Annotated in this window: 19 protein-coding genes, 1 tRNA gene and 3 pseudogenes; 3 read left to right on the forward strand and 20 right to left on the reverse strand. The window is 70.6% G+C overall.

The annotated features are described in order from the left end of the window. Positions 1-24: 24 nt before the first annotated feature. From IE142_RS18235 to IE142_RS18310, 16 genes are all read right to left on the reverse strand, one after another. Positions 25-462 carry a Cg1360 family ATP-synthase-associated protein gene (locus tag IE142_RS18235; protein WP_191886767.1) on the reverse strand — a complete coding sequence of 146 codons (438 nt, stop codon included), beginning with the start codon at positions 460-462 and terminating at the stop codon, positions 25-27. 286 nt (positions 463-748) lie between these two features. Beyond that, positions 749-2,080 carry an MraY family glycosyltransferase gene (locus IE142_RS18240; protein WP_191886768.1) on the reverse strand — a complete coding sequence of 444 codons (1,332 nt, stop codon included), beginning with the start codon at positions 2,078-2,080 and terminating at the stop codon, positions 749-751. 130 nt (positions 2,081-2,210) lie between these two features. Then, the gene (gene glyA, locus IE142_RS18245) at positions 2,211-3,467 is read right to left on the reverse strand and encodes a serine hydroxymethyltransferase (RefSeq protein WP_191886769.1); all 1,257 of its coding nucleotides are present in this window, start codon (positions 3,465-3,467) and stop codon (positions 2,211-2,213) included. 90 nt (positions 3,468-3,557) lie between these two features. Further along, a complete protein-coding gene (locus tag IE142_RS18250) occupies positions 3,558-4,238 on the reverse strand; it encodes an arsenate reductase/protein-tyrosine-phosphatase family protein (protein ID WP_191886770.1) in 681 nt (226 codons plus the stop codon). Then, positions 4,235-4,882 carry an L-threonylcarbamoyladenylate synthase gene (locus tag IE142_RS18255; protein WP_043379884.1) on the reverse strand — a complete coding sequence of 216 codons (648 nt, stop codon included), beginning with the start codon at positions 4,880-4,882 and terminating at the stop codon, positions 4,235-4,237. The genes IE142_RS18250 and IE142_RS18255 overlap by 4 nt, the downstream gene beginning before the upstream one ends. Before the next feature lie 50 nt (positions 4,883-4,932). Then, positions 4,933-5,772 (reverse strand): peptide chain release factor N(5)-glutamine methyltransferase, encoded by an 840-nt coding sequence (gene prmC, locus IE142_RS18260; protein WP_043379886.1) that lies wholly within the window; start codon positions 5,770-5,772, stop codon positions 4,933-4,935. Positions 5,773-5,842: 70 nt separating this feature from the next. Continuing rightward, positions 5,843-6,919, reverse strand: a complete 1,077-nt coding sequence (prfA, locus tag IE142_RS18265; RefSeq protein WP_191886771.1) for a peptide chain release factor 1 — start codon at positions 6,917-6,919, stop codon at positions 5,843-5,845. Between the two features lie 108 nt (positions 6,920-7,027). Next, entirely contained in the window at positions 7,028-7,252 is a 225-nt protein-coding gene (gene rpmE, locus IE142_RS18270) for a 50S ribosomal protein L31 (protein WP_018571447.1), read from the reverse strand. 122 nt (positions 7,253-7,374) lie between these two features. Next, positions 7,375-8,523 carry an LCP family protein gene (locus tag IE142_RS18275; protein WP_191886772.1) on the reverse strand — a complete coding sequence of 383 codons (1,149 nt, stop codon included), beginning with the start codon at positions 8,521-8,523 and terminating at the stop codon, positions 7,375-7,377. Between the two features lie 360 nt (positions 8,524-8,883). Continuing rightward, positions 8,884-10,947 (reverse strand): transcription termination factor Rho, encoded by a 2,064-nt coding sequence (gene rho, locus IE142_RS18280; RefSeq protein ID WP_191886773.1) that lies wholly within the window; start codon positions 10,945-10,947, stop codon positions 8,884-8,886. A 406-nt stretch (positions 10,948-11,353) separates the two neighbouring features. Continuing rightward, a complete protein-coding gene (gene thrB, locus IE142_RS18285; protein WP_191886774.1) occupies positions 11,354-12,271 on the reverse strand; it encodes a homoserine kinase in 918 nt (305 codons plus the stop codon). Positions 12,272-12,737: 466 nt separating this feature from the next. After that, positions 12,738-13,796 (reverse strand): threonine synthase, encoded by a 1,059-nt coding sequence (gene thrC, locus IE142_RS18290; RefSeq protein ID WP_043379902.1) that lies wholly within the window; start codon positions 13,794-13,796, stop codon positions 12,738-12,740. 6 nt (positions 13,797-13,802) lie between these two features. Continuing rightward, positions 13,803-15,095 carry a homoserine dehydrogenase gene (locus IE142_RS18295; protein WP_043379906.1) on the reverse strand — a complete coding sequence of 431 codons (1,293 nt, stop codon included), beginning with the start codon at positions 15,093-15,095 and terminating at the stop codon, positions 13,803-13,805. 166 nt (positions 15,096-15,261) lie between these two features. Next, positions 15,262-16,653 (reverse strand): diaminopimelate decarboxylase, encoded by a 1,392-nt coding sequence (gene lysA, locus IE142_RS18300; protein ID WP_191886775.1) that lies wholly within the window; start codon positions 16,651-16,653, stop codon positions 15,262-15,264. Between the two features lie 19 nt (positions 16,654-16,672). Next, positions 16,673-17,755, reverse strand: a complete 1,083-nt coding sequence (nrtL, locus tag IE142_RS18305; protein WP_191886776.1) for an ArgS-related anticodon-binding protein NrtL — start codon at positions 17,753-17,755, stop codon at positions 16,673-16,675. 106 nt (positions 17,756-17,861) lie between these two features. Next, positions 17,862-18,326 carry a response regulator gene (locus tag IE142_RS18310; RefSeq protein ID WP_229830647.1) on the reverse strand — a complete coding sequence of 155 codons (465 nt, stop codon included), beginning with the start codon at positions 18,324-18,326 and terminating at the stop codon, positions 17,862-17,864. Between the two features lie 213 nt (positions 18,327-18,539). Here IE142_RS18310 and IE142_RS18315 point away from each other — a divergent pair. After that, positions 18,540-18,611: transfer RNA gene (locus tag IE142_RS18315), tRNA-Arg, on the forward strand. Between the two features lie 181 nt (positions 18,612-18,792). Next, positions 18,793-18,903 (forward strand): annotated as a pseudogene (locus IE142_RS39355) (IS982 family transposase); the annotation flags it as partial. A gap of 144 nt (positions 18,904-19,047) precedes the next feature. Here IE142_RS39355 and IE142_RS18320 read toward each other — a convergent pair. From IE142_RS18320 to fabG, 4 genes and pseudogenes are all read right to left on the reverse strand, one after another. Continuing rightward, positions 19,048-20,928, reverse strand: coding sequence for a calcineurin-like phosphoesterase C-terminal domain-containing protein (locus IE142_RS18320; RefSeq protein ID WP_191886909.1), 1,881 nt, complete (start codon positions 20,926-20,928; stop codon positions 19,048-19,050). Positions 20,929-21,276: 348 nt separating this feature from the next. Next, positions 21,277-21,564: pseudogene (locus IE142_RS18325) on the reverse strand (IS110 family transposase); the annotation flags it as partial. 540 nt (positions 21,565-22,104) lie between these two features. After that, positions 22,105-24,132, reverse strand: coding sequence for an RICIN domain-containing protein (locus tag IE142_RS18330; protein WP_191886778.1), 2,028 nt, complete (start codon positions 24,130-24,132; stop codon positions 22,105-22,107). Between the two features lie 540 nt (positions 24,133-24,672). Next, positions 24,673-25,467: a 3-oxoacyl-ACP reductase FabG gene (fabG, locus tag IE142_RS18335; protein ID WP_191886779.1), complete on the reverse strand. Its 795-nt coding sequence runs from the start codon at positions 25,465-25,467 to the stop codon at positions 24,673-24,675. Positions 25,468-25,584: 117 nt separating this feature from the next. On the opposite strand from fabG, the pseudogene IE142_RS39360 reads away from it, so the two are divergent. Further along, a pseudogene (locus IE142_RS39360) lies at positions 25,585-25,746 on the forward strand (IS6 family transposase); the annotation flags it as partial. Positions 25,747-26,166 lie beyond the last annotated feature (420 nt).

Below are 26,166 nucleotides of genomic sequence, written 5' to 3' on the forward strand. Positions count from 1 at the left end.
GCGCCTTTATCCCGCCCCTACGTCTCACGACGAACGCCCCGGGGTTTCCTTCTTCTCGCCCGTCGTCGACTCGGGCTCAACGTAGAGGAGTTTGGCCTTCATCTGGGCGCGCGCCTGCGCGGCGACCCAGGTGAGAGTGCCGGCGAGCAACGAGAGAGCGAAGACCTTGGGATGGAACAGCGTCGTGTCCTTGAAAAGCACGATGAAGATGAACATCAGCGCAATTTGCGCCATGTACATCATCAGCGCCATCGCCTGGAACAGCGTTGGCAACGACTTCGCGGTCCACTGGAGGACGTACAGTCCCGCTCCCATGAAAAGGATCACGACGACCACTCCGACGACCGCCCCGATCGCACCCTTGCCCCCTTCGACGGCACCGCCGATCGCGACTGCGACCGCACCGACGACAGCGGTGGGCACGGCAGCCTGGATCAGGATCCGGACGTCGTTGGAGGGCATGGCGGCAGCTCCGCTTTCAGGGGGCAGGGGGTGTCGTCATGGACGAGCGTAGTCCCCGGGGTCGAGTGCAGAACTCTCACCAATGGGCCGTCGCACTGCGGCCCTTCGGCTCCATCCGGGGTTCTCGTGAACGGTATCACAAACTATTTGATGAGGTCTTTACCTGGCGGTGTGCTGGCCGTCACACATGAGAGTGACGGCGCGCGTCTGTGCAGGCATAGCGCCGCTTTGTCTGGTATTGCGGCGATTCGCTTCCCCATGAGTTGGCAATGCTCTAGTCAGATTCTTACCTTGTGCGCGAACGGGGGCCGACGGCGGTGGCCCCGTTGACGCCCGAGACCCCCGCGGGGACCGGAACACGGTCGCCGGTCGTGGCCTCGTCGCTCGTGCCCTCGTCGGTCCCGCCCTCGTCCACGACCCCGGCGGGCTCCGCCGCGGCGACGGCCGCCTTGCGGCGGCGGTAGCGGGGCGGCACGAAGCGCTCGGCCCAGCGGGGGGCACGGGGCGTGAAGCGCGGCGTCAGGAGCAGGACCAGGCCGATCGCGCTGAGGAAGACGACGCTCAGCACGATCCACATCGACGCGGCGTTCACGGAGTAGGCGAGCGCGCCGAAGGCGATCAGCGCCGAGAAGAAGTACATGATCAGCACCGCGCGGCTGTGCGAGTGGCCGATCTCCAGGAGCCGGTGGTGCAGATGCCCCCGGTCCGCGGCGAACGGCGACTGGCCGCGCCAGGTGCGCCTCACGATCGCCAGGATCAGGTCGGCGGCCGGGATGGCGATGATGGTCAGCGGCATCACCAACGGGATGTAGACCGGCACCATCTGGTGCACCGAGGCGCGCTCCGAACCGGAGAACAGGTTCATCAGGTCCGGGTCGACCTGGCCGGTGACCGAGATCGCGCCGGCCGCCAGGACGAGCCCGATCAGCATCGAGCCGGAGTCGCCCATGAAGATCCGGGCGGGGTGCATGTTGTGCGGCAGGAAACCCAGGCACATGCCCATGAGGATGGCCGCGAAGAGCGAGGCGGGAGCCGCGGCCTCGATGCCGTACGAGTACCAGATCCGGTAGGCGTACATGAAGAACGCCGTCGCCGCGATGCACACCATGCCGGCCGCGAGACCGTCCAGGCCGTCCACGAAGTTGACCGCGTTGATGGTGATGACGACCAGCGCCACCGTCAGCAGGGTGCCCTGCCACTGGGTGAGCGCCACCGTGCCGACCCAGGGCACCGGAATCCACAGGATGGTCAGGCCCTGCACCACCATCACGCCGGCGGCGATCATCTGCCCGCCCAGCTTGATCAGGGCGTCGATCTCGAACTTGTCGTCCAGGACGCCGATCAGCCAGATCAGGGCCGCGCCGGACAGCAGGGCCCGCGGCTCGTTGGACTTCTCGAAGACCTCGCTGAGGTTGGTGAGGTGGTCGGCGACCAGCAGGCCGGCGCACAGCCCGAAGAACATGGCGATACCGCCGAGGCGCGGAGTGGGTTCCCGGTGCACGTCACGTGCCCGGATCTCCGGCATCGCCCCCGCCACGATCGCGAACTTCCGTACCGGCCCTGTCAGCAGGTACGTCACCGCGGCCGTGATGCAGAGCGTCAGCAGGTATTCACGCACGGGCTTCCCCACAGGTCTCGCTGGCCATTCCCAGCCTCACACCCTAGCGATGCGCGCATGTGGTTGAGGACTTCCGGGTAGCCACGATGGTTGCACGCGTGGCTGTGCACGTGCGTGCGCCTACCCCGCCTCAGTCCGGATACGGCGGGAACCGAGCGACCAGATCCCGCACGTCGTCCCGCGCCTTCGCCGGTTCCGTGCCGCCCCTGAGCACCTCGACGAGCAGCGTGGCCACCGCCCGCATCTCCCGCTCGCCCATCCCCTGGGTGGTCACCGCCGCCGTGCCGAGACGCAGCCCGCGGGCGTCCGCGTGGGGCAGCGCGCAGCAGTCCAGGACGATACCGGCCGCCGCGAGCCGACCCCGCGCGGTCCTGCCGTCGACGCCGAGCGGGGCGGGGTCGGCGGTGAGCAGGTGGGTGTCGGTTCCGCCGGTGGTCACGGTCAGGCCCTCGGCGGCCAGGTGGGCGGCGAGGGCGCGGGCGTTGGCGATCACCTGATGGGCATACGCGGCGAAGGCCGGGGTCGACGCCTCGCCGAAGGCGACCGCCTTCGCGGCGATGGTGTGCATCTGCGCGCCGCCCTGCGTGAACGGGAAGACGGCCCGGTCGACCCGCTCCGCCAGTTCGCTCCCGCACAGGAGCATGCCGCCGCGCGGCCCGCGCAGCACCTTGTGCGTGGTGGCGCAGACGACGTCGGCGTACGGCACCGGGCTGGGCGCCGCTCCTCCGGCGATCAGCCCCATCGGGTGGGCGGCGTCCGCGATGAGGTGGGCGCCCACCTCGTCGGCGATGTCGCGGAAGGTCGCGTAGTCGGGGTTGCGGGGGTAGGCGATGGAGCCGCACACGATCGCCTTGGGGCGGTGTGCGCGGGCCAGGGTGCGCACCTGGTCGTAGTCGATCAGCCCGGTCTCCGCGTCCACGCCGTAGCCGACGAAGTCGAACCAGCGGCCGGAGAAGTTCGCCGGTGATCCGTGGGTGAGGTGGCCGCCGTAGGGCAGGCCGAGGGCGAGGACGGTGTCGCCGGGGCGCAGCAGGGCCGCGTACGCGGCCAGGACGGCCGACGAGCCGGAGTGGGACTGCACGTTGGCGTGCTCGGCGCCGAAAAGATCCTGGGCGCGTTCGACGGCCAGCCGCTCGGCGACGTCGACGATCTCGCAGCCACCGTGGTGCCGGGCGCCCGGGTAGCCCTCGGCGTACTTGTTGGCCAGCGGGGAGCCGAGGGCGACCAGCACGGCGGGCGACGTGAAGTTCTCTGCGGCGATCAGCTGGAGGGTCGTCGACTGCCGGCGGCCCTCGGCGAGCAGGATCTCGGCCAGCTCGGGGTCCTGGCGCAGCAGGGCGCCGAGCAGGCTGTCATCGGCCTCGAGGATGTCGCGGGTGACCGACATGGTGCGCTCCGGGCGTGCGTCGACGGTGACGTACGACCAATGTAGGCCCGGGGCACGGAAGCCGCCCGGCGTCGCCGCGCGACGGGAGGCCTATGTCCGCGCGGCGACCCCGGTCAGCGCCGTCACCACCGGATCCAGCGCCTGGTGTATCTCGTCCCCGATCGACCGGAAGAACGTCAGCGGCGCCCCGTACGGGTCGTACACCTCGTCCGCCTCCGCGGTGGGCGCCAGGAGCCACCCGCGCAGCGCCGCGGCCGCGCGCACCAGCGCCCGCGCGCGCACGACCACGCCGTCGTCCAGGGGTGGCAGCGTCGCGGGGTCGATGGCGTTCACCAGGCGGGTGAACTCCTTGAGGGTGAAGGTGCGCAGCCCGGCCGAGTGGCCCATCGAGATGACCTGCGCCCGGTGGTCCCGCGTCGCGGTGAGCACCAGGTCGGCGCGGATCACGTGCTCGTCGAGCAGCTCGCGCCCGGTGAAGCCGGCCGCGTCCGCGCCGAAGTCGGCGAGGACCGTCTCGGCGTTCGCCTCCATGGGGGCGCCCTCGTGGCCCCAGGTGCCCGCGCTCTCCACGATGAGGCCGCCGCCCAGCACGCCGAGCCGCTCCGTCACGAAATGCCGGGTCAGCCGCTCGGTGATGGGCGAGCGGCACACGTTTCCGGTGCTGACGTGGAGGATGCGGAATCTGTCGCGTGGAAGTCCCACGAACGTCGTCGTGATCTCCGCGGCGCGTTCCCCGTTGCCTATGCCACGCCCCGTCCCAGGGGCCGTCAATTCGCCACCTCGAGGTCGGGTACTACCTTTCGCAGTTCCTCGGCCGACAGCGCGCCCGCGCGCAGCAGCACGGGCACCTCGCGGGTGACGTCGACGATGGACGACGGGACGTTGCCGGGGGTGGGGCCGCCGTCGAGGTAGACGGAGACGGAGTCGCCGAGCATCTGCTGGGCGGCGTCGCAGTCCTCGGGCGCCGGGTGGCCGGTGAGGTTGGCGGAGGAGACGGCCATGGGGCCGACCTCGGTGAGCAGCTCGATGGCGACCGGGTGCAGCGGCATCCGGACGGCGACCGTGCCGCGGGTCTCGCCGAGGTCCCACTGGAGGGACGGCTGGTGCTTGGCGACCAGCGTCAGGGCGCCCGGCCAGAAGGCGTCGACCAGCTCCCAGGCCATCTCGGAGAAGTCGGTGACCAGGCCGTGCAGGGTGTTCGGCGAGCCGATGAGGACGGGCGAGGGCATGTTGCGGCCGCGGCCCTTGGCCTCCAGCAGGTCGCCGACGGCCTCCGGGGTGAAGGCGTCGGCGCCGATGCCGTACACGGTGTCCGTCGGCAGCACCACGAGCTCGCCACGGCGGACGGCGGACGCGGCCTCGCGCAGACCGGTCACACGGTCGGTCGCGTCGTTGGTGTCGTATCGCCGTGCCATTTAGCGGGCCTCCTCGTACACGTACTGCGGGGTCGAAGTCGGATGGGTGCTCACGGCAGCGCCTTGCGGGCGGTCGCGAAGCGGGGGCGGTTGTTGAGGTCGGGGTGGTCGGCCGCGTCGGCCCAGCCCCGCTCCTCGGTGAAGATCCACGGCACCTGGCCACCCTGGGTGTCGGCGTGCTCGACGACGACGACCCCGCCGGGGCGCAGCAGGCGGTGCGCGGTGCGTTCCAGGCCGCGGATCAGGTCGAGGCCGTCCTCGCCGGAGAACAGGGCCATCTGCGGATCGTGGTCGCGGGCCTCGGGGGCGACGTACTCCCACTCGGTGAGCGGGATGTACGGCGGGTTGGAGACGACCAGGTCGACCTGGCCGTCGAGGTCCGGGAAGGCCGTCAGGGCGTCTCCCTGGCGCAGCTCGACCCTGGACCCCTCCATGTTCTTGCGCGTCCACACCAGGGCGTCCTCGGACAGCTCCACGGCGTACACGCGCGAGCGCGGCACCTCCTGGGCCAGGGCGAGCGCGATGGCGCCGGAACCGGTGCACAGGTCGACGATGCAGGGCTCGACGACGTCCATGGCGCGTACGGCGTCTATGGCCCACCCGACGACCGACTCGGTCTCGGGGCGGGGCACGAAGACGCCGGGACCGACCTGGAGCTCCAGGTAGCGGAAGTAGGCGCGTCCGGTGATGTGCTGGAGCGGTTCGCGCGCCTCGCGGCGGGCGACGACCTCCCAGTACCGGGCGTCGAAGTCGGCGTCCGGCACGGTGTGCAGCTCGCCCCGCTTGACGCCGTGCAGGTACGCGGCGAGCTCCTCCGCGTCGGTGCGCGGCGAGGGCACGCCGGCGTCGGCCAGTCGCTGGGTGGCCTGGGCCACCTCCGCGAGCAGCACGCTGCGGGGGTTCGGGGGTCGCCCCCCGTGGTGTTGCTGCACGCTGGTCCTCCGAGCTGTCGTACGGGAGTTACGCCGCGGCCAGCTTGGCCGCCGAGTCCGCGTCCACGCAGGCCTGGATCACGGAGTCGAGGTCGCCGTCCAGGACCTGGTCCAGGTTGTACGCCTTGAAGCCGACGCGGTGGTCCGAGATGCGGTTCTCCGGGTAGTTGTACGTGCGGATCTTCTCGGAGCGGTCGACGGTGCGGACCTGGCTGCGCCGGGCGTCCGCGGCCTCCTTCTCCGCCTCCTCCTGCGCCGCCGCGAGCAGCCTGGAGCGCAGGATACGCATCGCCTGCTCCTTGTTCTGCAGCTGGCTCTTCTCGTTCTGGCAGGAGGCGACGACTCCGGTCGGGATGTGCGTGATGCGCACGGCGGAGTCGGTGGTGTTGACGGACTGGCCACCGGGGCCGGAGGACCGGTAGACGTCGATGCGCAGGTCGTTGGGGTTGATCTCGACGTCGATCTCCTCGGCCTCGGGCGTGACGAGCACACCGGCCGCGGAGGTGTGGATACGGCCCTGGGACTCGGTGGCCGGCACGCGCTGCACGCGGTGCACGCCGCCCTCGTACTTCAGCCGCGCCCAGACGCCCTGTCCGGGCTCGGTGGCCCCCTGACCGCCCTTGGTCTTCACGGCGACCTGGACGTCCTTGTAGCCGCCCAGCTCGGACTCGGTCGAGTCGATGATCTCGGTCTTCCAGCCGACCCGCTCGGCGTAGCGCAGGTACATGCGCAGCAGGTCGCCGGCGAACAGGGCGGATTCGTCGCCGCCCGCGCCCGCCTTGATCTCGAGGATGACGTCCTTGTCGTCACTGGGGTCACGCGGGACGAGCAGGAGGCGGAGCTTCTCGGTGAGCTCTTCGCGCTGCTTGTCCAGTTCCTTGACCTCGGCGGCGAAGTCGGGGTCGTCGGCGGCCAGCTCGCGCGCGGTCTCGATGTCGTCGCCCGTCTGCTTCCAGGAGCGGAACGTGGCGACGATCGGGGTCAGCTCGGCGTACCGCTTGTTCAGCTTGCGCGCGTTCGCCTGGTCGGAGTGGACCGACGGGTCGGCGAGCTTCTTCTCCAGGTCGGCGTGCTCGGCGACGAGTTCCTCGACGGCCTCGAACATCTTGGGCTCCTGCTTACTGCTCGGAAGGGGAAGGCGGGCGACCAAAAACGCCGGTCCCGGCGCTCCCCCGGCTGGAGGAGCGGCCGTGGACCGGCGATCGGTGGCTCGCTACTTCTTGGAGCCGGCGGCAGCCTTGCCGAAGCGGGCCTCGAAGCGGGCCACACGGCCACCGGTGTCGAGGATCTTCTGCTTGCCCGTGTAGAACGGGTGGCACTCGGAGCAGACCTCGGCGCGGATGGTGCCGCTGTCGATGGTGCTGCGGGTGGTGAACGACGCGCCACAGGTGCAGCTGACCTGCGTCTCGACGTACTCGGGGTGGATGTCGCGCTTCAAGGTGTCTCCTAGGTTCGGGAGGGCGCCGGGTCGCTTCCGCGGGATGCGGGCGCGTGAACCGGAGCCGACGTACCAGTTTGCCAGGACTGGTGTCCTCTTCCCAAACCGGGGGTTGCCGTCGGCTATTCCCCCGCGTTCACGACGCCCTCGGCGCCGCCGGTCGCCGTGCCCTCCGTGGCCGAGTCCGGGACGGCCCTGTCGTGCTTCAGGGCCGTCCACACCTGGTCGGCCTTGGCCTTCTCCAGGAGGACCCGGTTCGGGTCGGCGGGGTCGTAGACGACCGGCATCGTGACCATGTGCATGTTGGCGGGGCCGATGCCCTTCAGGCCGGTCGCGAAGGACATCAGGGAGTTGACCGAGCCCAGGTCGGAGTCGGTCGTCACGGTCTTGGTGGCGGTGTCGGCGATGTCGTACAGCTTCTGGGGGTTGCCGAGCAGGCCGATGTCCTTGACCTGGTCGACCAGTGCCTTGACGAAGGCCTGCTGGAGCTGGATGCGGCCGAGGTCGGAGCCGTCGCCGACGCCGTGCCGGGTGCGGACCAGGCCGAGGGCCTGCTCGCCGCCCAGCGTGTGGGTGCCGGCGGGCAGGTCGAGGTGGCTGTCGGGGTCCTTGATTGCCTCGGTGGTGGTGACGTCGACGCCGCCGAGTTCGTCGATGAGCTGCTGGAAGCCGCTGAAGTCGACCTCCAGGTAGTGGTCCATGCGCAGCCCGCTGATCGACTCGACGGTCTTCACGGCGCAGGCGGCCCCGCCGGTGGAGTAGGCGGAGTTGAACATCACGTCGTTCGCCGCGGGGTGCTCGCCGCCGTCGGTGTCGGTGCACTCGGGGCGGTCGATGAGGGTGTCGCGCGGGATGGAGACCACGCTGGCCTTCTTGTGGCCCTTGTGGATGTGCAGGACCATCGCCGTGTCCGAGCGGGCGGTGCCGTCGTCGGCGCCTCCGCCGAGCTTCTTGTTCCCGCCGGTACGGGTGTCCGAGCCGAGGACCAGGATGTTCTGCGAGCCGTTGTCGGCCCTGGCCGGCCGGTCGACGCCGAGGACCTGGTCGATGTCGACGCTCTGCAGGTTGCCGTTGAGCTGGTAGAGCACCACTCCGGCGCCGGTGCCGCCCAGGACCACGATGCCCGCCGCGCTCCAGGCCGCGACGAGCAGGGCCCTGCGCCGCTTGGCCCGGGGCTTGCGGCGGCGGCCCTTGCCCCGGCTGCCGGGTCCGATGGTGCGGGACTGACCGGGGTCGGGTATCGCGGGATCCGGCGTGCTCTCGGCGGACATGGGCTCCTCGGTGTTCGTACGGTCGGCTACCCCCTGCGCTCGGGGTCGGGTCGGTCGGCTCCGGCGGATTTCCGCCGGTTCCTCACCATCGTCCCTCCGTGACCGAGACGGCGGAACTCGGGACAGGGTTGCACAACGGTCTGTGGCCATTAGGTGCGAAAAAGATTACGCAGTGTGTTCGCGGTGCGCCGACCCCCGCCGGTGACCTGGGAATCCGCGGGCACCCGTCCGGGTACCCGCAGGCGGCCGGGGAACCGCCGCTTGTGGCGAAGGTCGCACACGAACGGTCCTCACAAGCCGGAAGTCCCGCCCCGTCACCTGCGTGACGGAACGGGACTTCGGGTCGGGTCCGGCGGCGGATCAGTCGCCGTTGCCCGGCGTCGGCGTCGTCTTCTGAATCTGCATCAGGAACTCGACGTTCGACTTGGTCTGCTTCATCTTGTCGAGGAGCAGTTCGATCGCCTGCTGCTGGTCGAGGGCGTGCAGCACCCGGCGCAGCTTCCAGGTGACGGCGAGCTCCTCGCTGCCGAGCAGGATCTCCTCCTTGCGGGTGCCGGACGCGTCGACGTCCACCGCGGGGAAGATGCGCTTGTCGGCGAGCTTCCGGTCGAGCTTGAGCTCGGCGTTGCCGGTGCCCTTGAACTCCTCGAAGATGACCTCGTCCATGCGGGACCCGGTGTCCACCAGGGCGGTGGCGAGGATGGTCAGCGAGCCGCCGTCCTCGATGTTGCGGGCCGCACCGAAGAAGCGCTTCGGCGGGTACAGGGCGGTCGAGTCGACACCGCCGGACAGGATGCGGCCGGAGGCCGGGGCGGCGAGGTTGTACGCACGGCCCAGGCGGGTGATCGAGTCGAGCAGCACGACGACGTCGTGGCCCAGCTCCACGAGGCGCTTGGCGCGCTCGATGGCGAGCTCGGCGACCGTGGTGTGGTCCTCGGCCGGGCGGTCGAAGGTCGAGGAGATGACCTCGCCCTTGACCGACCGCTGCATGTCGGTGACCTCTTCCGGACGCTCGTCGACGAGGACGACCATCAGGTGGCACTCGGGGTTGTTGTGGGTGATCGCGTTGGCGATCGCCTGCATGATCATGGTCTTGCCGGTCTTCGGCGGGGCCACGATCAGACCGCGCTGGCCCTTACCGATCGGCGCGACGAGGTCGATGATGCGGGTGGTGAGGACGCCCGGGTCCGTCTCCAGACGGAGGCGGTCCTGCGGGTACAGCGGCGTCAGCTTGTTGAACTCCGGGCGGCCGCGGCCGTGTTCGGGCGCCATGCCGTTGACGGAGTCGAGCCGGACGAGGGCGTTGAACTTCTCGCGCCGCTCGCCTTCCTTGGGCTGACGGACCGCGCCGGTGATGTGGTCACCCTTGCGCAGGCCGTTCTTGCGGACCTGGGCGAGGGAGACGTACACGTCGTTCGGACCCGGCAGGTAGCCGGAGGTGCGGATGAACGCGTAGTTGTCGAGGATGTCCAGGATGCCCGCGACGGGGATCAGGACGTCGTCCTCGGCGATCTGCGGCTCCTGCACGTCGTCGCGCCCGCGACGGCCCCGGCGGTCCCGGTAGCGGCCCCGACGGCCGCGGCGGCCGCCGCCGTCGTCGTCGTAGCCGTCGTCCTGCTGGCGGTCCTGACGGCCGCCGCCCTGCTGCCGGTCCTGGCGTCCGCCGCCCTGGTTCTGGTCGTCGCCCTTGCCCCGGCGGTCGCGGCCACCGTCACGGTCGCGGCCACCGTCACGGTCGCGGCCGCGGTCCCGGCGGTCGCGGCGGCGGCCCTCGCCGCCCTCGCCGTCGGAGCGGGCGTCGCCCTGGCCCTGCTGCTGGGCCGACGCGTCTGCCTTCGGCTCGCCGCGGGTCTCCACGGCCACGGTCTCGGTGGCGGCGGACGGGCTGCCCGCGTCGGCGGTGGCCCGGCGGCGACGGCGCTCGGAGGCGGCCTCGTCACCGGCCTGCTCGCCCGACGGCGAGACCTTGGGGGACGGCTGACCGGGGATCTCGATCTGCTGCTGGGCGGCGGCCTTGTCCGCGGCGGTCTTGTCCGCCTTCTTCTCGGCCTTCTCCGCCTTGCCGGCCTTCTCCGCCTTCTCGGCGGGGGCCTCTTCGCCCGTACGGGTACGGGAGGTGCTGCGGCGCTTGGGCTTGGTCTCGCCGGCGGTGTCCGCGGCGGCGGGCGCGGCCTTGGCGGGGGCTCCCCCGGCGGCCTGCGCCTCCTTGATGACCTCGATCAGCTGGCTCTTGCGCATACGCGCGGTGCCCCTGATGCCGAGGCCGGATGCGACCTGCTGCAGCTCGGCCAGCACCATGCTCTCGAGGCCGGTACCGCGGCGCCGCCGGGAGCCGGCACCGGTGGCAGGCGCGGAGGCGTCCGTGGCGGGCGCGGCAGCGGTCTCCTCGACACGTGCGCCCATCAGATCGGTGGTGTCGCTCACGAAGGGTCCTTCCCTGGAGCGGACGTCGGCCTGTCTGGCTCGGCGACCGGTTGTGCTGTCCGGCTTCGGTCCTTGCTGTGCGAACCGTGCCGGGGCGGTGGTCCGCCTGAACGGCGGAAGGAATATCTGGTGATGGCGCGACCCCTGGCCGTGGCACCCAGTGTCTGTGTCACGCGGCGTGGTCGCACCGGTTCCGAAGCGTGCCCGGCGGGCCGCTCAGTGTCCGCGTCGGCCGTACTGCTCACGTACGACGTCCACTGCACAATGCGGCTTGGGGGGCTCCCGGAAGAATGTCTGTCCCGGACGGGGACACGAGGCACCTCGCCATGGTGGGGTCGGGTGCAGACTTGAGATTAACACTACCGGATCCAACAAACATTCCCCCTCTCGAAATCCGGCAACCGTGTCAGGTCGCCAGTGGCAGGACGCTCGCGCCCTGCTGATCCAGGCTGAGTCGGTTGGCCGCCCAGTCCGTGCCGGCCAGCGCCTCGACCTTGTCGGCCGTGTCGGCGTCGGCCAGTGCCATCACCGTGGGCCCCGCGCCGGAGATGACCGCGGGGATGCCGTCGGTGCGCAGCCGCTCCACCAGCGCCGCGCTCTCCGGCATGGCCGGCGCGCGGTACTCCTGGTGCAGGCGGTCCTCGGTGGCCGGAAGCAGCAGCTCGGGACGCCTGGTGAGGGCCTCGACGAGCAGCGCGGCGCGGCCGGCGTTGGCGGCGGCGTCGACGTGCGGGACGGTTCGCGGGAGAAGACCTCGTGCGGTCTCCGTCAGTACCGGCTTCCCGGGCACGAAAACCACCGGAACGATGGAATCGGCGGGGTCCAACCTGATCGCCCTGGCGGCGCCGGACTCCATCCAGGACAGGGTGAAGCCGCCCAGCAGGCAGGCCGCGACGTTGTCGGGGTGACCCTCGATCTCGGTGGCGAGGTCGAGCAGCGCGCCGTCGTCGAGACGGGCCTCGCCGCCTATGGTCACCGCGCGCGCGGCGACGATCCCCGCACAGATGGCGGCGGACGACGAGCCGAGGCCGCGGCCGTGCGGGATGCGGTTGGCGCAGACGATCTCCAGACCGCGCGGCTGTCCGCCCAGCAGGTCGAAGGCCGTGCGCAGGGAACGGACGAGGAGGTGCTTCTCATCGCGCGGCAGGGTCTCGCTGCCCTCACCCGCGATGTCGATGTGCAGCCCGGAGTCGGCGACCCGGACGACCACGTCGTCGTACAAGCCCAGCGCGAGGCCGAGGGCGTCGAAGCCCGGGCCGAGGTTGGCGCTGGTGGCGGGGACGCGCACCCTGACGGCGGCGGCGCGGAAGGCTGGACCGGCCATCGCTCGATGACTCTCCTTGAGCTGCGTGACTGTCGAATGACATTCGATGACGTACGGGGCCCTGGGGCTCGCCGCTTCCTGCCGAACGACCGGCCCGTGCCGGAACACGGTCGGCCGCGACCGGCCTGGACCGGCCGCCACCAGCCGCTTCCGGACCGCGGAGACAGCGCGGCGCCGCGGCATATGCGGCAGGCGGGTTCGGTACAGCCTATCGAAGGAAGGTTCTGTGGCGACATAGGGCGCACGGGAGGCGCACGATGCGTGTCGTAAGCCCCCTGTGCACCCCCCGTAAAGGACTTTCCCGGCCGAGCGTCGCTTACGCCCTCTTACGCCGGTGAGATGGGCGCGACCTCGGATCCGGACCGTGGGGCCGCGCCCCGTCCGGGCAGTCGGATCAGGGGCGTGGCCAGGCCGTCGGACGCGTCCTCGGGTCAGGGCTGCCGGACCGCGCCCTCGGTCGGGGCGGTCAGATCAGGCCGAGGCGCTCGGCCGCCGTCGCCGCGTCGACCGGGACGGTGACCGGCTGCGGGGCGCCCGCGACGGCCCAGTCGGGGTCCTTGAGGCCGTTGCCGGTGACGGTGCACACGATGCGTTGCCCCGGGTCGACCTTGCCCAGCTCGGCGGCCTTCAGCAGACCGGCGACCGACGCGGCGGACGCGGGCTCCACGAAGACGCCCTCCTGGGAGGCCAACAGCCGGTAGGCGCGCAGGATCTCACGGTCGGTCACCTCGTCGATGGCACCGCCCGACTCGTCCCGCGCGGCGAGCGCGAGGTCCCAGGATGCGGGGTTGCCGATGCGGATGGCGGTGGCGATGGTCGACGGGTCCTTGACGACCTCGCCGCGCACGATCGGGGCGCTGCCGGAGGCCTGGAAGCCCCACATGCGCGGCGTCTTCGTGCTGACCGCGTCGGCGGCGTACTCCTTGTACCCCTTCCAGTACGCGGTGATGTTGCCCGCGTTGCCGACCGGCAGGACGTGGATGTCGGGCGCGTCGCCGAGCATGTCCACGATCTCGAAGGCGGCCGTCTTCTGCCCCTCGATACGTACCGGGTTGACCGAATTGACCAGCGCCACGGGGTAGTTGTCGCTCAGCGCGCGAGCGAGCGTGAGGCAGTCGTCGAAGTTGCCGTCGACCTGGAGGATCTTCGCGCCGTGCACGAGGGCCTGGCCCATCTTGCCGAGCGCGATCTTGCCCTGCGGCACCAGGACGGCCGACACCATGCCGGCCCGCACGCCGTAGGCGGCGGCGGAGGCCGAGGTGTTGCCCGTGGACGCGCAGATGACGGCCTGCGCACCCTCCTCCTTGGCCTTGCTGATGGCCATCGTCATGCCGCGGTCCTTGAAGGACCCGGTCGGGTTCGCCCCCTCCACCTTGAGGTGGACGTCGCAGCCCGTGCGCTCGGAGAGCACCTGCGCGGGCACGAGCGGCGTGCCGCCCTCGCGGAGCGTCACGACGGGCGTGCTGTCGGAGACGGGCAGCCGGTCCCGGTACTCCTCGATGATTCCGCGCCACTGGTGGGTCATTGCTGGTTACTCTCCTTCAACCCGCATGATGCTGGCGACACCCCGCACGGTGTCGAGCTTGCGCAGCGCCTCGACGGTACCGCCGAGGGCGGCGTCGGACGCACGGTGGGTGACGACGACGAGGGATGCCTCGCCGTCCTTGCCGGACTGCCGCACGGTGTCGATGGAGACACCGTGCTCCGCGAACACGGTCGCGACCTGGGCGAGCACGCCCGGTTTGTCGGCCACGTCGAGACTGATGTGGTAGCGCGTGACGACGTCGCCCATCGGCGAGACGGGCAGTGCGGCGTAGGCGGACTCGCCCGGTCCGGTGGCGCCGCCGATCCGGTTCCGGCAGACGGCGACGAGGTCGCCGAGCACGGCGGAGGCGGTCGGGGAGCCGCCGGCACCGGGCCCGTAGAACATGAGTTGCCCGGCGGCCTCGGACTCCACGAAGACGGCGTTGTACGCCTCGCGCACGTTCGCCAGCGGATGGCTGAGCGGGATCATCGCGGGATGCACGCGCGCGGTGACCGATCCCCCGTCCGCCGCCCGCTCGCAGATGGCGAGCAGCTTGATGGTGCAGCCCATCTCCTTGGCGGAGGCGAAGTCGGCGGCGGTGACCTCGGTCATGCCCTCGCGGTAGACGTCGTCGAGGCGCACGCGCGTGTGGAAGGCGATCCCGGCGAGGATGGCGGCCTTGGCGGCGGCGTCGAAGCCCTCGACGTCGGCGGTGGGGTCGGCCTCCGCGTACCCGAGGGCGGTGGCCTCGTCGAGCGCCTCCTGGTACCCGGCGCCGGTGGTGTCCATGGCGTCGAGGATGAAGTTCGTCGTCCCGTTGACGATGCCGAGGACCCGGTTGACCTTGTCACCGGCCAGGGACTCGCGCAGCGGCCGGATCAGCGGGATGGCGCCGGCGACGGCGGCCTCGTAGTACAGGTCCTTGCCGTGCTCGTCGGCCGCGGCGTGCAGCGCGGCACCGTCCTGGGCGATGAGTGCCTTGTTCGCGGACACCACGGACGCGCCGTGCTCGATGGCGGTGGTGATGAGCGTCCGGGCGGGCTCGATGCCGCCGATGACCTCTACGACGACGTCGATGTCCCCGCGCTTGACGAGCGCGGTGGCGTCGGTGGTCACCAGGGCGGGGTCGATCCCTTCCCGCACCTTGTCGGGCCGCCGTACGGCCACGCCCGCGAGCTCCACCGGGGCTCCGATCCGGGCGGCGAGGTCGTCGGCGTGCGTCGTCATGATGCGCGCCACCTCTGAGCCGACCACTCCACAGCCCAGCAGCGCCACCTTCAGCGGACGCGTACGCATCATCCGACCTCGTTTCCTCTTACCGTCTGCGGTTCGACCAGTCTCACGCACCGGACGGGATTTCCTGCCATTCGTCCGCATCATGAGACGTTTATTTCATTTTCGCGGGGGCGGAAGACGGAAGATCTTCCGCCTCCGCCCCCTCGGTGCCGAGCCCGGCGTCCGGCCCTCAGCCGACGTCGAGACGCAGCAGATCCTCCTCCGTCTCCCGCCGCACGATGGCGCGGGCCTCACCCTCGCGCACGGCGACGACGGGCGGACGCAGCGCGTGGTTGTAGTTGCTGGCCATGGAACGGCAGTACGCCCCGGTCGCCGGTACGGCGATGAGGTCCCCCGGCGCCAGGTCCCCCGGCAGGAAGGCGTCCTTGACCACGATGTCGCCGCTCTCGCAGTGCTTGCCCACGACCCGAGCGAGCATGGGCTCGGCGTCGGAGGTGCGGGAGACCAGGGCGACGGTGTACTCGGCGTCGTACAGCGCGGTGCGGATGTTGTCCGACATGCCGCCGTCGACGGAGACGTAGGTGCGCAGCCCCTCGAGGGGCTTGACGGTGCCGACCTCGTAGAGCGTGAAGGCGGTGGGCCCGACGATGGCGCGCCCGGGCTCGACGGAGATCCGCGGCGTGCGCAGCTTCGCGCTCTCGCACTCCCGCGTCACGATCTCGGTGAGCGACTTGGCGATCTCGTGCGGCTCGCGGGGGTCGTCGTCACTGGTGTACGCGATCCCGAGCCCGCCCCCGAGGTCGATCTCGGGCAGCTCGACCCCGTGCTCGTCGCGGATGTCCTTGAGCAGCCCGACCACCCGGTGGGCGGCGACCTCGAAGCCGGACATGTCGAAGATCTGCGACCCGATGTGGGAGTGGATTCCGATCAACTCGAGCCCGTCGAGCTGGAGTGCCCGCCGCACGGCTTCGGCCGCCTGCCCCCCGGCCAGTGGAATCCCGAACTTCTGGTCCTCGTGGGCGGTCGCGATGAACTCGTGCGTGTGCGCCTCGACCCCGACGGTGATGCGGATCTGCACGCGCTGCCGCTTGCCGAGTGACTGGGCGATGTGGGCGACGCGCGCGATCTCCTGGAAGGAGTCGAGCACGATCCGTCCGACGTCGGCGCGGACGGCACGCTCGATCTCCTGGGGCGACTTGTTGTTGCCGTGGAAGGCGATGCGGTCGGCGGGCATCCCGGCGGACAGCGCGGTGACGAGCTCGCCGCCGGAGCAGACGTCGAGATTCAGCCCCTCCTCGTGCAGCCACCGCACGACGGCACGGGACAGGAACGCCTTGCCGGCGTAGAACACGTCGGCATCCGCCCCGAAGGCGGTACGCCAGGCCTGCGCGCGGGCCCGGAAGTCGGCTTCGTCGAGGACGTAGGCGGGAGTGCCGTACTCCTCGGCCAGCTGCGTGACGCTGATCCCGCCGACGGTCACGACACCGTCCTCGCCCCGCTCCACGGTCCTCGCCCAGACCTTGGAGTCGAGGGCGTTCAGGTCGGCGGGCGGAGCGGAGTAGTGCCCCTCGGGAAGGACATCGGCGTGACGGGGCCCGGCGGGGTGTGCGGAACGGCTCATGACGTCTTCTGTGCTCTCATCAGAGGTGGTCGGGTGCGTCGATACCGAGCAGGGTCAGGCCGCCGGCCAGCACCGTCCCGGCGGCTTCGGCGAGGGCGAGCCGGGCGCGGTGGGCGGCCGAGGGTTTCTCCCCGCCGCGCGGCAGCACGGTGGCCAGGAAGGGCAGCGCGGCGTCGGCGACGGTGACGAGGTGCCGGGCGAGCCGGTCGGGGGCGCGGTGGGTCGCCGCGGCGGCGAGCACGCGGGGGTGGTCGGCGAGGGCGGCGACGAGGTCTTGAGTACCGGTGACCGGACCGGGGTGGGCGCCGAATCCGAGATCCGCGGCGTTGCGGGCGAGGGCGCGGGTGCGGGCGTGGGCGTACCGCGCCCGGAAGAGCGGGTTGCTCTCGCGCTGGGCGAGGTGCTCGTCTCCGATCCGGGGACGGTCGTGGGCGGCGGGGTGGAGCAGGGCCCAGCGGGCGGCGTCGCGGCCGAGGGGCAGGGGGTCGGCGGGTGCGGGGACGGGACGCACGTTGACGGGCAGACTCGCGGGCGCCGGTCCGGCCCCGTCGAGGCGCACCCCGAGGACGGCGGTCCACTCGGCCTCGAAGGCTTCGGCCGTGGCCCGGACGAGCACGCCCTGCGACCGCAGGATGCGGGCGGCGACTTCGGCGACGACGACGGCACGGACGTCGTGCGGGCAGTGCAGCTGCACGATGGGCCTGTCGGGTCCGTCGGGTCCGTCGGGTCCGTCGGGTCCGTCGGGTCCGTCGGGTCCGTCGGCGTACCCGTACCGGACGCCGGCGCCGAGGATCTCCTCGACGAGCGCGGCGGGGGCGGCCCCTCCGAGGCTGATGTTGAGGAACCCGGGCCCGGTGAGGACGACGTCGGTGACGCCGTCGACGTCGACGAGGTACGGCCGCAGCACCTGGGCCACCCGCTGCGGCGGCTGCCCGGCCGGCCGGGCCAGCTGGAGGGCGATGTTGGTCGCGTAGTCACCGCACCCTCCGGGGCCCGGCGGGGCGACCACAGCCCGCTCCGGAACGGTCACGCTCAGCTCCCCCGCGTCGACAGCGCGACGCACCGCGTGCAGCACGGTGCGGGAGAGCTCTGCGGGGGTCACGGGTCAAGCGTATGGGAGGAGGGGGGTGGGTAGGCGAACAGGTTCCGCACTGATCCCGACATGTGGACGAACCGCGCACCGGCCCCCGTGTACCGGCGCACGGAACTCATCCGGCCGACTCGGCCTGAGCCGGCGATCCACTCTCCCCCGCCGCACCGAACACGGCCCGGAACGCGCCCGCACCGCCCGCACGCGTCTTGCGCTCGACCAATTGCCGTACGAGCGCGACGAGCTCGGCCGGCTCGAAGGGCTTGGACAGAAAGGCATCGGCCCCGGCATCGAACCCTGCGTCGATCTCGTACTGCGTACAAGCACTGACGATGGCGATCGGAAGGTCCCGCGTACGCGGATCGGCACGCAGCCGGGCGGCGGTCCGCACCCCGTCCAGCCGAGGCATGACCACGTCCAGCGTCACGACGTCGGGCCGCACCTGATGGACGACTTCCAGACACTCGGCACCATCGCCCGCGGTCACGACCTCGAAGCCTTCCAGCTCGAGGTTGACCCTGATCAGCTGCCGGATGACCTTGTTGTCGTCGACAACAAGAACCCGGCCAGACGCCCTAGGCACAACTCGAGAGTAGGTCCGGACCGGCCACCGCGTCCGGGTTTTCCCCACTTCCACCCCGCGCGAGGGACAACGCCCTGACGGCTGACGCCGTGGCCTGCCGGCCGGGGGCGGGCGAAGGGCGCGGCACGACCGTGGAAACCCGTTCATGACCACCCCGGGCGAGCTGGTAGTGTTCTACCCGTCGCCGCGAGCAACACCGAACGCGACCGACACGCCCCCGTAGCTCAGGGGATAGAGCAACGGCCTCCGGAGCCGTGTGCGCAGGTTCGAATCCTGCCGGGGGCACACTGTGTAAGTGTGCCCAAGACCCCGTCACCAGCGGAGACGCTGAGGCCGGGGTCTTCGCGTACGTGCAGGTGCGTGCGGCCGGAAGCAGCCGTCTGCCAATGCGGCAAAGTACTGAGCCAGGCGAAGAGCGTCTTTCTGCAGACGGTGGCGTCGCCGTGGTCGTGAGCGCCCTGGAGGGTCTCGCGTCCGCCAGTGGATCGAAACCGTCATCGACACCCTCAAAAGCCGGTTCAGCCTCGAACGCCACGACGGCAGAATCCCGGCCGGAGTTTTCGCCCGCACCGGACAGCTGGACTGGTCGCGGTGCGGGATCGACCCGGTGAACATGCGGGCCTCGAAAGGGGGTCCCTTCCGTGCCCGCGGGCCGCGGGGCCGCCGATGGACGACGGCCCCGCGTAAGGTGGCGGACCACGGTGGACCGCGGTGCTGTCGGTCAGCGCTCCTCGACCACCGTGAACCGCAGCGTTTCGGTGAAGGAGCGTCCGTAGGAGTCGGTTGCGGTCACCTTGGCGTGGTGGGTTCCCGCTTCGAGGTCGGAGGGCAGTTCCAGTCGCCACAGGTGCATGGTGCGGTCGGCCACGCTGCCGCCGTTGATCAACTGCTGGGCGGCCGCGTGCGGGTCGGACCACTCCGGACCGATCAACTGGCTCTCACCACGGGCCTGCTGAGTGCGCACGGCCCTGTGCACAGGTCCACCGTCGATGCTTGCCTCCACCTTCGAATCGGTGGACCCCATCCAGAAGTTGGTGGTCAGCCAGGTGGTGCCGGTCAGGTCGTCCCGGCTGACCACGCGGGGGTCGCCCAGCTCAGGGGCCTCGCCCTGCTTGTTCCCGTTCCAGACCCGACGGTCGACGTACCACTGCCGGTAGGTGGGCGAGTTGACACCGAGCTGCATCTGGACGTCGTCCTTCTCACCCGTGACGGTGAAGCGCTCCTTGAAGGAGTTGCCCTTGATGTCCAGGGTCAGGACGCCCGGACGGCCACCGTCACGGCCGACGGCGGCCGGGTAACCCTTCTCCGTCAGCTTCCCGGAGTACCAGTCACCGGAGATGGCACCGGCGGTGATGTGGGGGAAGGGCAGCCCCTCGATGCCGAAGAGGTCGCGCCAGCCCTTGAACAGGTCGCCGGTCTTCATGTTCTCGATCGAATGGGTGTGACCGGCCACCGAGACGGCCCTGCGGCCATCCAGCAGGTTGTAGATCTCACGGACCTGGTCGACCTGGTGCCGGGCACTGCCCTCGTCGGCGAAGGTCAGCAGCGGTATGTGCCCGGCCACGACGACCAGCTTGTCCGAGGGGACCTTCGCCAGGTCCCGTTCCAGCCACTCGAGTTGCTTCTCGTCGAGGCGGCCGTTGTAGGAGGGGCTGTTCTCGGGGTCGTTGCAGTTGGTGTGGCGACCGTCGTTGTTGTCGACGCCGGGGGTGCACGGGTAGCGCACGGTGTTGAGGGCAATGACGTGCGTCCGGCCGACGTCGTAGGAGTAGTACGCCGGGGCCATGTGAGCCCGGAAGGTGTCGAAGGAGTGCTCGGCGGTCTTCGCGTCGTAGTCGAGGTCGTGGTTGCCGGGCAGGAAGCGCACCGGGCCGTTGAGTTCGGCGGTGAGTCCCCTGACGTCCGGGTACAGGGAGAGGTCGTCGCCCACCACGTCGCCGATGAACAGGGCGCCGCAGCCGGTGTAGTCGTTGCGCCGGGAGAGGTCGGAGATGGCTCCGGCGCGGGCGTAGCCGACCTCCTCCTTGTCGTAGGTCTGCAGGTCGCCGGCGATGACGCAGTGCTGCTCGCGGTCCTTGGTGGCCTGGTTCTTCACCAACGGGAAGTTGACGGCCTCCGGCAGCGGGCCGGTGGGTTCGATGCCTCCGTACCGCAGCTCGGGCGAACCGGCGGGCAGGTGGTTGTAGTGGAACTGGGCGACGTTGTGCTCGTCGACGGGTACCTGGTAGCCGGACGGCTGAGTGATGAAGACCGTCATGTTGTCGTAGGCGGGCAGTCGGTAACGGCCGTGGCGATCGGTGGTCACCACGTCGCGGCCGTTGGAGACCACCACGCCGGCCAGACCGCGCTCGCGCTCGTCGTTGCGGCTGTCGCGGTCGCCGTCGAGGAACACCCGGCCGGTGAGCACCCGTCCGGCGTCGGCGTCCTCGTCGGCGGGCACGACCTCGACCTTGCCCCGGTAGGCGTTGGCGTTCCAGTCGTTGCGGTCGTGTCTGTCATTCCCGTCCGCCTGTGTGGCGGTCGCGGGTGCGGCGGTCGCGGTCTGCACGACCGAAGTGGTCAGGGTGGAACCCGCGATCGCCATCGCGCCGAGCACTGCCATTCCGGTGCGTACCGACTTGGACGAGGAGCGAGAGAGTGGCACTGTTTCTGACACCTCCGTTGGTCTTCCGCTGATTGGCCGTCGAATCGCCCTACGTGAGGCCGGGTTGGGAGCGCCCGGTGACCGTGACACTGACCGCCGGAGCTTAACTACGGGAGAGGGAAGGGCGAAGGTCCGGAGGACCGTGGGACTCCATCGGGCCCGAATATCCGAAGGAGGGGCAAAAGGAACGCCGGCGTCGGCCTGGACGCCCGTTCCGTGCCGCGGGTGGGCTCCGCCGCCTTCGGCGACGCTCCTGGTCGGCTTCGTCGAGCGGGTGACGGCGAGCGGAGCGCGGTCCCACGAGACGGTGTGGCTGGACTCGGCCGCGGGGCCCTGATCGAAGCCGACCAGCACGGTCGACTCGGCGGTCAGTTCCAGCGAGCGCAGGGTGTGCGGCATGGTACGGACGGCATCCGCGATCACGGCGTAGTCCTTGGCGGCGGTCTCGGCCTCGCCGGGATACAGGTCGACGGGTCGGCGCACGGCCAGTCCGGGCAGGTAGGCGACCGTGCAGCCCGCGTCGCGGGCCGAGGTCAGCGGAAGGGCACCGAGGGAGGCGGGCTGGTCCACGATCACCGTCACGGTGCCGAACTGTCATGCCGGGCGGAGACCACAGGATCCCTTGCAGGACCGCGGGGAACATGTACGGGGGCCGGGCGACGGCGCTGCTGCTCGCGGGATGCAGCAGCGTTCCGACGGATGACAGCGAGATCGTCACGTTCACGGACAGGCACGGTCGCGTCTTGACCGTTGCGGTGGTCGTCGGCCAGGAGCGGAGCGAAAGCGAGGACTACGAGATCCCCGGACTCGACTGTGACCGTCCCCAGAGGGCCGAAGGTCGGGGCCGCTGGTTGTTCTCCGATGCCGAAGCGGGATGCACCGTGAGCGGCGTCGGGGACCCGTGTGCGGGCCGGCTGTGCAGTGTTCCCCGGTGGGGCAGTGATCCGCCTGTGCGGCCAGGGCGGGCGGCAGGGCCGGACTACTGCTCGGGTGACGGTTCGGAGGCGTCGGCGTGGCCATCGTCCTGCGCGCCCGGGTCCGGGCGAATGGTGTGTCCGCCGGCTTTGCGGGGTACCGTCTGCCGCGTCTCTCACCGAAGACGCGGCAGACGGTACCCGTGTGACGTGGCGCGGCTCAGACGGGTGGCGGCGTTTCGTCGGTCACGGCCCAGCGTTGGTTCGCGCCCGACGTGGGGGTCCAGGTCGTCACTCTGGAGCGGTCCGCCGTGGCGTGGCCGGCGACGTCGAGCAGCCGGCTGGTGGCGGCGTTGACGAACGTCCAGGTGCCGTCACCTGTCGTCGACATGATCCACTGAGCTTCCCTGTCGGCCGATCCGGAGTCCGGGTCCTCCAGGACCGCTGCGCCGCCGCGCACGGCGAGCCGCTTGCCCGTAGCGGAGTTGACGAGCGAGTAGCGCTCGCGGTTGCCGTTGCCGTGGGTCAGTTTCCGTACGGACCACAGCTGGGTGTCGGTGGTGCCGGAGGTGCGGATGACGAGCCCGGTGCGGTCGTCGTCCGGTGCCAGTGACTTGCCGCTCTGCACGCCCTGCAGCCGGTAGACGTGGCCGGGCTGGATGAGCGCGGCCTCCCGGGCGGTGCCGCCGACGCCCGCGACGCGGAAGGTCGTGACCGACTCGGCAGGGACGGTGAGCGTGGCGGAACGACCGCTCACCCGAACCGGATCGCCCTCGACGAGTGCGCCGTCGGCGCTGGTCACCACCGGTGTGACGGAGGCCCGCGGGGTGACGTGCCCGAAGCGGGAGAGGTCCAGGGTCACCGTGCGCGCCGAGGTTGCATCGTTGACGTGCACCACTGTTGCGCCCGTGCCGGACTTGTTCACGGCGGCGGCGCTGGAGGGGTCGTCGGTTTTGACGAAGCGGTCCCCGGGGCGGATGTAGTGGGTGAAGTTCCGGATGGTGTGGAACTTGCTGTTGGTCCTGATCGGGCAGGTTTCGAGGGTGTCGGCGGCGGTGCAGTTGAACGGGATGTGGATGCTGCCCCAGTTCTTGCCCGCGGCCGCCTGGGGGATGGCGTCCTCGATGGGTTGCCAGAACACCCAGGCGAGTGGCTCGAGTTCGCGGATGTCGTCGACCATGCGGGTGGCGATGCCCAGTCCCGGCTCCATGCCGGTGAAGTCGGTTCCTGTGCCCCAGGTGCCCTCGACCTCGCTCATCCAGAGTCTCTTGCCCGCGCCTTTGGCACCGTCGCGGGCGCTGGTGCGCATGTCCGTGCCGTAGGTGTGGACGTTGAGCTGGTCGACGGCGGCGCGCGCTGTCGAGTCGTAGGCGTTCCAGTTCTCGGTGAAGATCTTCGGGTTGGTTTCGTCCATCGCGGACACCGCGGCGTGCGTCCTGGCTCCGATGAGAGCGCGTTGCAGGGCCAGGATCACCTGCTGTTGGAGTGCGGGGCCGGCGTGCGCACCTTCCTGACGTCCGCCGGTGGGTTGGCCGTCGGGTCCCAGCCGGGTCCCCCAGTAGGGGGTGTTGGGTTCGTTGAGCGGGGCGATGGTGTCGAACTCGATCCGGTGCTTCTTCTCCAGCTGTTCGGTCACCTTCACCAGGTAGGTGGCGAAGTCGTCGGCGCGGTCGGCGCGGATCTGGTCCGTGCTCGCGTCGAAGCCTCCGGAGACGTATCCGCTGACCGTCTGGAACCAGGGCGGCGAGTTGCTGAATGCCTCCCAGTGGGTCACCTTGCTCTTGACCTGGTCGATCCACCAACGCTGGTTCGCGTCGGCGGCCCAATTCCAGTGGTCCGGGTCGTGGGGGTCCCACCAGTCCATGTCCTCACGAGTGGTCCCCTCGGGGGCCTTCCAGAAACCCTCCATGGTGGCGCCGGCCTTCATGTAGTCCTTGCGCACGTCGGGGGCGTTGCCGCCGCCGATGTTGTAGCGCGCGATGTTCAGGCGCAGGCCGTCGCGGCCGAACAGCATGTCGACGAGCTGCTTGCGGATGGGGTCCGGATAACCGCCGGTGACATTGGCGAACCAGGCCAGGCTCGTGCCCCACCCCTCGAACTTCTGCTGCTGATACGAGGGATCGACGCGTACGGTGACCGCGTCCGGCGGGTCGGCCGCGGTGGCGGAGGGCATGGCGACGAGCCCCGCGCCGAGCGCCAGGGGGGCGGCGAGCGCCAAGGCTCGGACTGTGCGACGTCTGCTGGGCATGATCATCCGTTCGTGACGTGGGGTGACACGGAGGGCATCTGCTCTGGACCGGGCCCACCGCCAAGACCAAACAAAAGCATGCAGAAACGATCGGGATGAAGGGATGCTGAATCACGTATCTGAACACGTCAAGACATCGCGCACGGTTCGGTGCGTGTAATTCGGTGTCCTGCATGGGCATGCTCGGTGCCGAGAGCCGCCCTGCCCGCTTGCACGCGGTGCACGCGGTGCACTTAGGATTCCACGGCCCGTCGGCAGCTCCCCGCGGCGAGCTCCGCACGGGCGGGCAGCTCCCGCCGCAGCGTGGCCGGCTGGTCGCGAAAGCCGGGCGGTGCTTCACCGTGCGAGGTAGCCGCGGCGCCGGCTTCTTGGGTGCTCCCGGCGGCCGCGGGCGCGTTGGGGGGCTTCCAGGGGCGGCCGCTGCCTCCAGGAGGCCCTGTACCCGGCGCGAGGGCGCGGTCCCGGACGTGTCCAGGGCGGGCCGCGCGTACCCGGCCGGAAGGGGGCGGGTCCGAGCGCCGGGCGGCTTTCCGGCCGAGGTCAGGGATGGGCGGGGGGAGTGAAAGCGTCCAGGGACTCGGGGAGGGTTTGACCGCCGTCGACGGTGAGGGACTGGCCGGTGACGAAGGAAGCTTCGTCGGAGGCGAGGAAGAGCACGGCGTGTGCGATGTCGGCGGTCTCACCGAGGCGTCCCAGCGGGATGGAGTCGGTCATCCGACGCAGGTAGTCCGGCCCGAGGCCGGTCAGCCCTTCCGTGTGCACGTTTCCGGGCAGGACGGCATTGACCGTGATGCCGTACGGCGCCAACTCCAGAGCCGCGCCGCGCAGGAATCCCAGCTGTCCTGCCTTGCTGGCCCCGTAGTGGGACCATCCCGCGTAGCCAGTCGTTGGGCCGGTGATCGAGGAGGTCAGAACGATCCGGCCGCGGCCCGCTCGTTCCATCGCGGGCAGACAGGCCCGCACCGACAGGATGGAGCCCCGGAGGTTGACGTCCAGGACCTCGTCCACGTCCTCGGCGGTCAGTTCGCGCAGTGGACGTTCCGGGAAGATCCCGGCGTTGGCGCACAGCACGTCGATCCTTCCGTACTGTCGTTCGGCCTCGACTGCCATCTTCTCGATCTCTTCGGGCCGTCGCATGTCCACGCCCATGCCTGCGACCCGTCCACCGGTGGCCCGGGCGAGGCGGTCCGCCGCTTTGTGGGCCGTCTCCTCGCTCCGGCCTGTGAGCAACACGGAGGCGCCCTGCTGGGCGAAGAGTCCGGCGATACCGAACCCGATACCCCGCGTGCCTCCGGTCACGACGACGGACCGGTCCTCCCAGCTTGTGAACGTCATGTCGTTTGCACCCTCCGCTGTGGTTCCCCCGTGGCCGGGGAAGCCCGGCCACTGTCCTGGTCACGCTAGCGACGGACCCGGACGGGAGGGCGGAGACCAGCCAGCGCCCGACACGTTCGGGCGGAGAAGGGACAACAGCCGGCAGGACAGCGTGAACGCGCGATGAAGGGCTTCCGCAATACCGGTGGGGCCCAGCGGTTCCCGTCAATTCGCTTCCGGCCCCGCCGTCACCTGATGCCCGCTTCCGGCTGCCGAGTCGAGATGACCATCCGCTCCGCGTACTCGGACGTTCCGTCCAACCGGTGCTCCCGGCCCTCCACGTCGACGTACAGCCGACGTCCTTCGGTAAGGAGACCGCGGGTGCGCAGCCGCCGCACCTCCCGGGCGGCTCCAGCGCGCCCGCACGCCGGGGCGGAGTGGTACTGCGATGGAGCCCGGCCAACCAGCGCGCCGGCACGCCGTGCCACTCGTATGCGCCGAGGACGTCGGCGATCAGCATCGTTGTGGCCGCCGACAGGTAGAGGGGCACGGCGATGTGCCAAGCCGGTCGGCGCCGACCGGCACCTCGGCCACAAACGGGGCGCCGGTCGGCCCGGGTCCCGGGCGCGTCACGGACGGGCAGGGCCTGTCGGAGCGCGTGGACGGACGCGTGCGCAGCAGGGGTCGCTACGGCCGCGCACCGTCCAACATTCCGGACGG

Source organism: Streptomyces mutabilis, assembly GCF_014649815.1.
Classification (GTDB): domain Bacteria; phylum Actinomycetota; class Actinomycetes; order Streptomycetales; family Streptomycetaceae; genus Streptomyces; species Streptomyces mutabilis.

Bases quoted from the DNA above. Each gene is read 5' to 3' on its own strand.
- thrB (WP_191886774.1), bottom strand. From the start codon at position 12,271: ATGGCCGGTCCAGCCTTCCGCGCCGCCGCCGTCAGGGTGCGCGTCCCC.
- lysA (WP_191886775.1), bottom strand. From the start codon at position 16,653: ATGAGCCGTTCCGCACACCCCGCCGGGCCCCGTCACGCCGATGTCCTT.
- IE142_RS18255 (WP_043379884.1), bottom strand. From the start codon at position 4,882: ATGGCACGGCGATACGACACCAACGACGCGACCGACCGTGTGACCGGT.
- IE142_RS18235 (WP_191886767.1), bottom strand. From the start codon at position 462: ATGCCCTCCAACGACGTCCGGATCCTGATCCAGGCTGCCGTGCCCACC.
- IE142_RS18295 (WP_043379906.1), bottom strand. From the start codon at position 15,095: ATGATGCGTACGCGTCCGCTGAAGGTGGCGCTGCTGGGCTGTGGAGTG.
- fabG (WP_191886779.1), bottom strand. From the start codon at position 25,467: ATGACGTTCACAAGCTGGGAGGACCGGTCCGTCGTCGTGACCGGAGGC.
- IE142_RS18320 (WP_191886909.1), bottom strand. From the start codon at position 20,928: ATGGCAGTGCTCGGCGCGATGGCGATCGCGGGTTCCACCCTGACCACT.
- prfA (WP_191886771.1), bottom strand. From the start codon at position 6,919: ATGTTCGAGGCCGTCGAGGAACTCGTCGCCGAGCACGCCGACCTGGAG.
- IE142_RS18330 (WP_191886778.1), bottom strand. From the start codon at position 24,132: ATGCCCAGCAGACGTCGCACAGTCCGAGCCTTGGCGCTCGCCGCCCCC.
- thrC (WP_043379902.1), bottom strand. From the start codon at position 13,796: ATGACCCACCAGTGGCGCGGAATCATCGAGGAGTACCGGGACCGGCTG.
- IE142_RS18275 (WP_191886772.1), bottom strand. From the start codon at position 8,523: ATGTCCGCCGAGAGCACGCCGGATCCCGCGATACCCGACCCCGGTCAG.
- glyA (WP_191886769.1), bottom strand. From the start codon at position 3,467: ATGTCGGTCACCCGCGACATCCTCGAGGCCGATGACAGCCTGCTCGGC.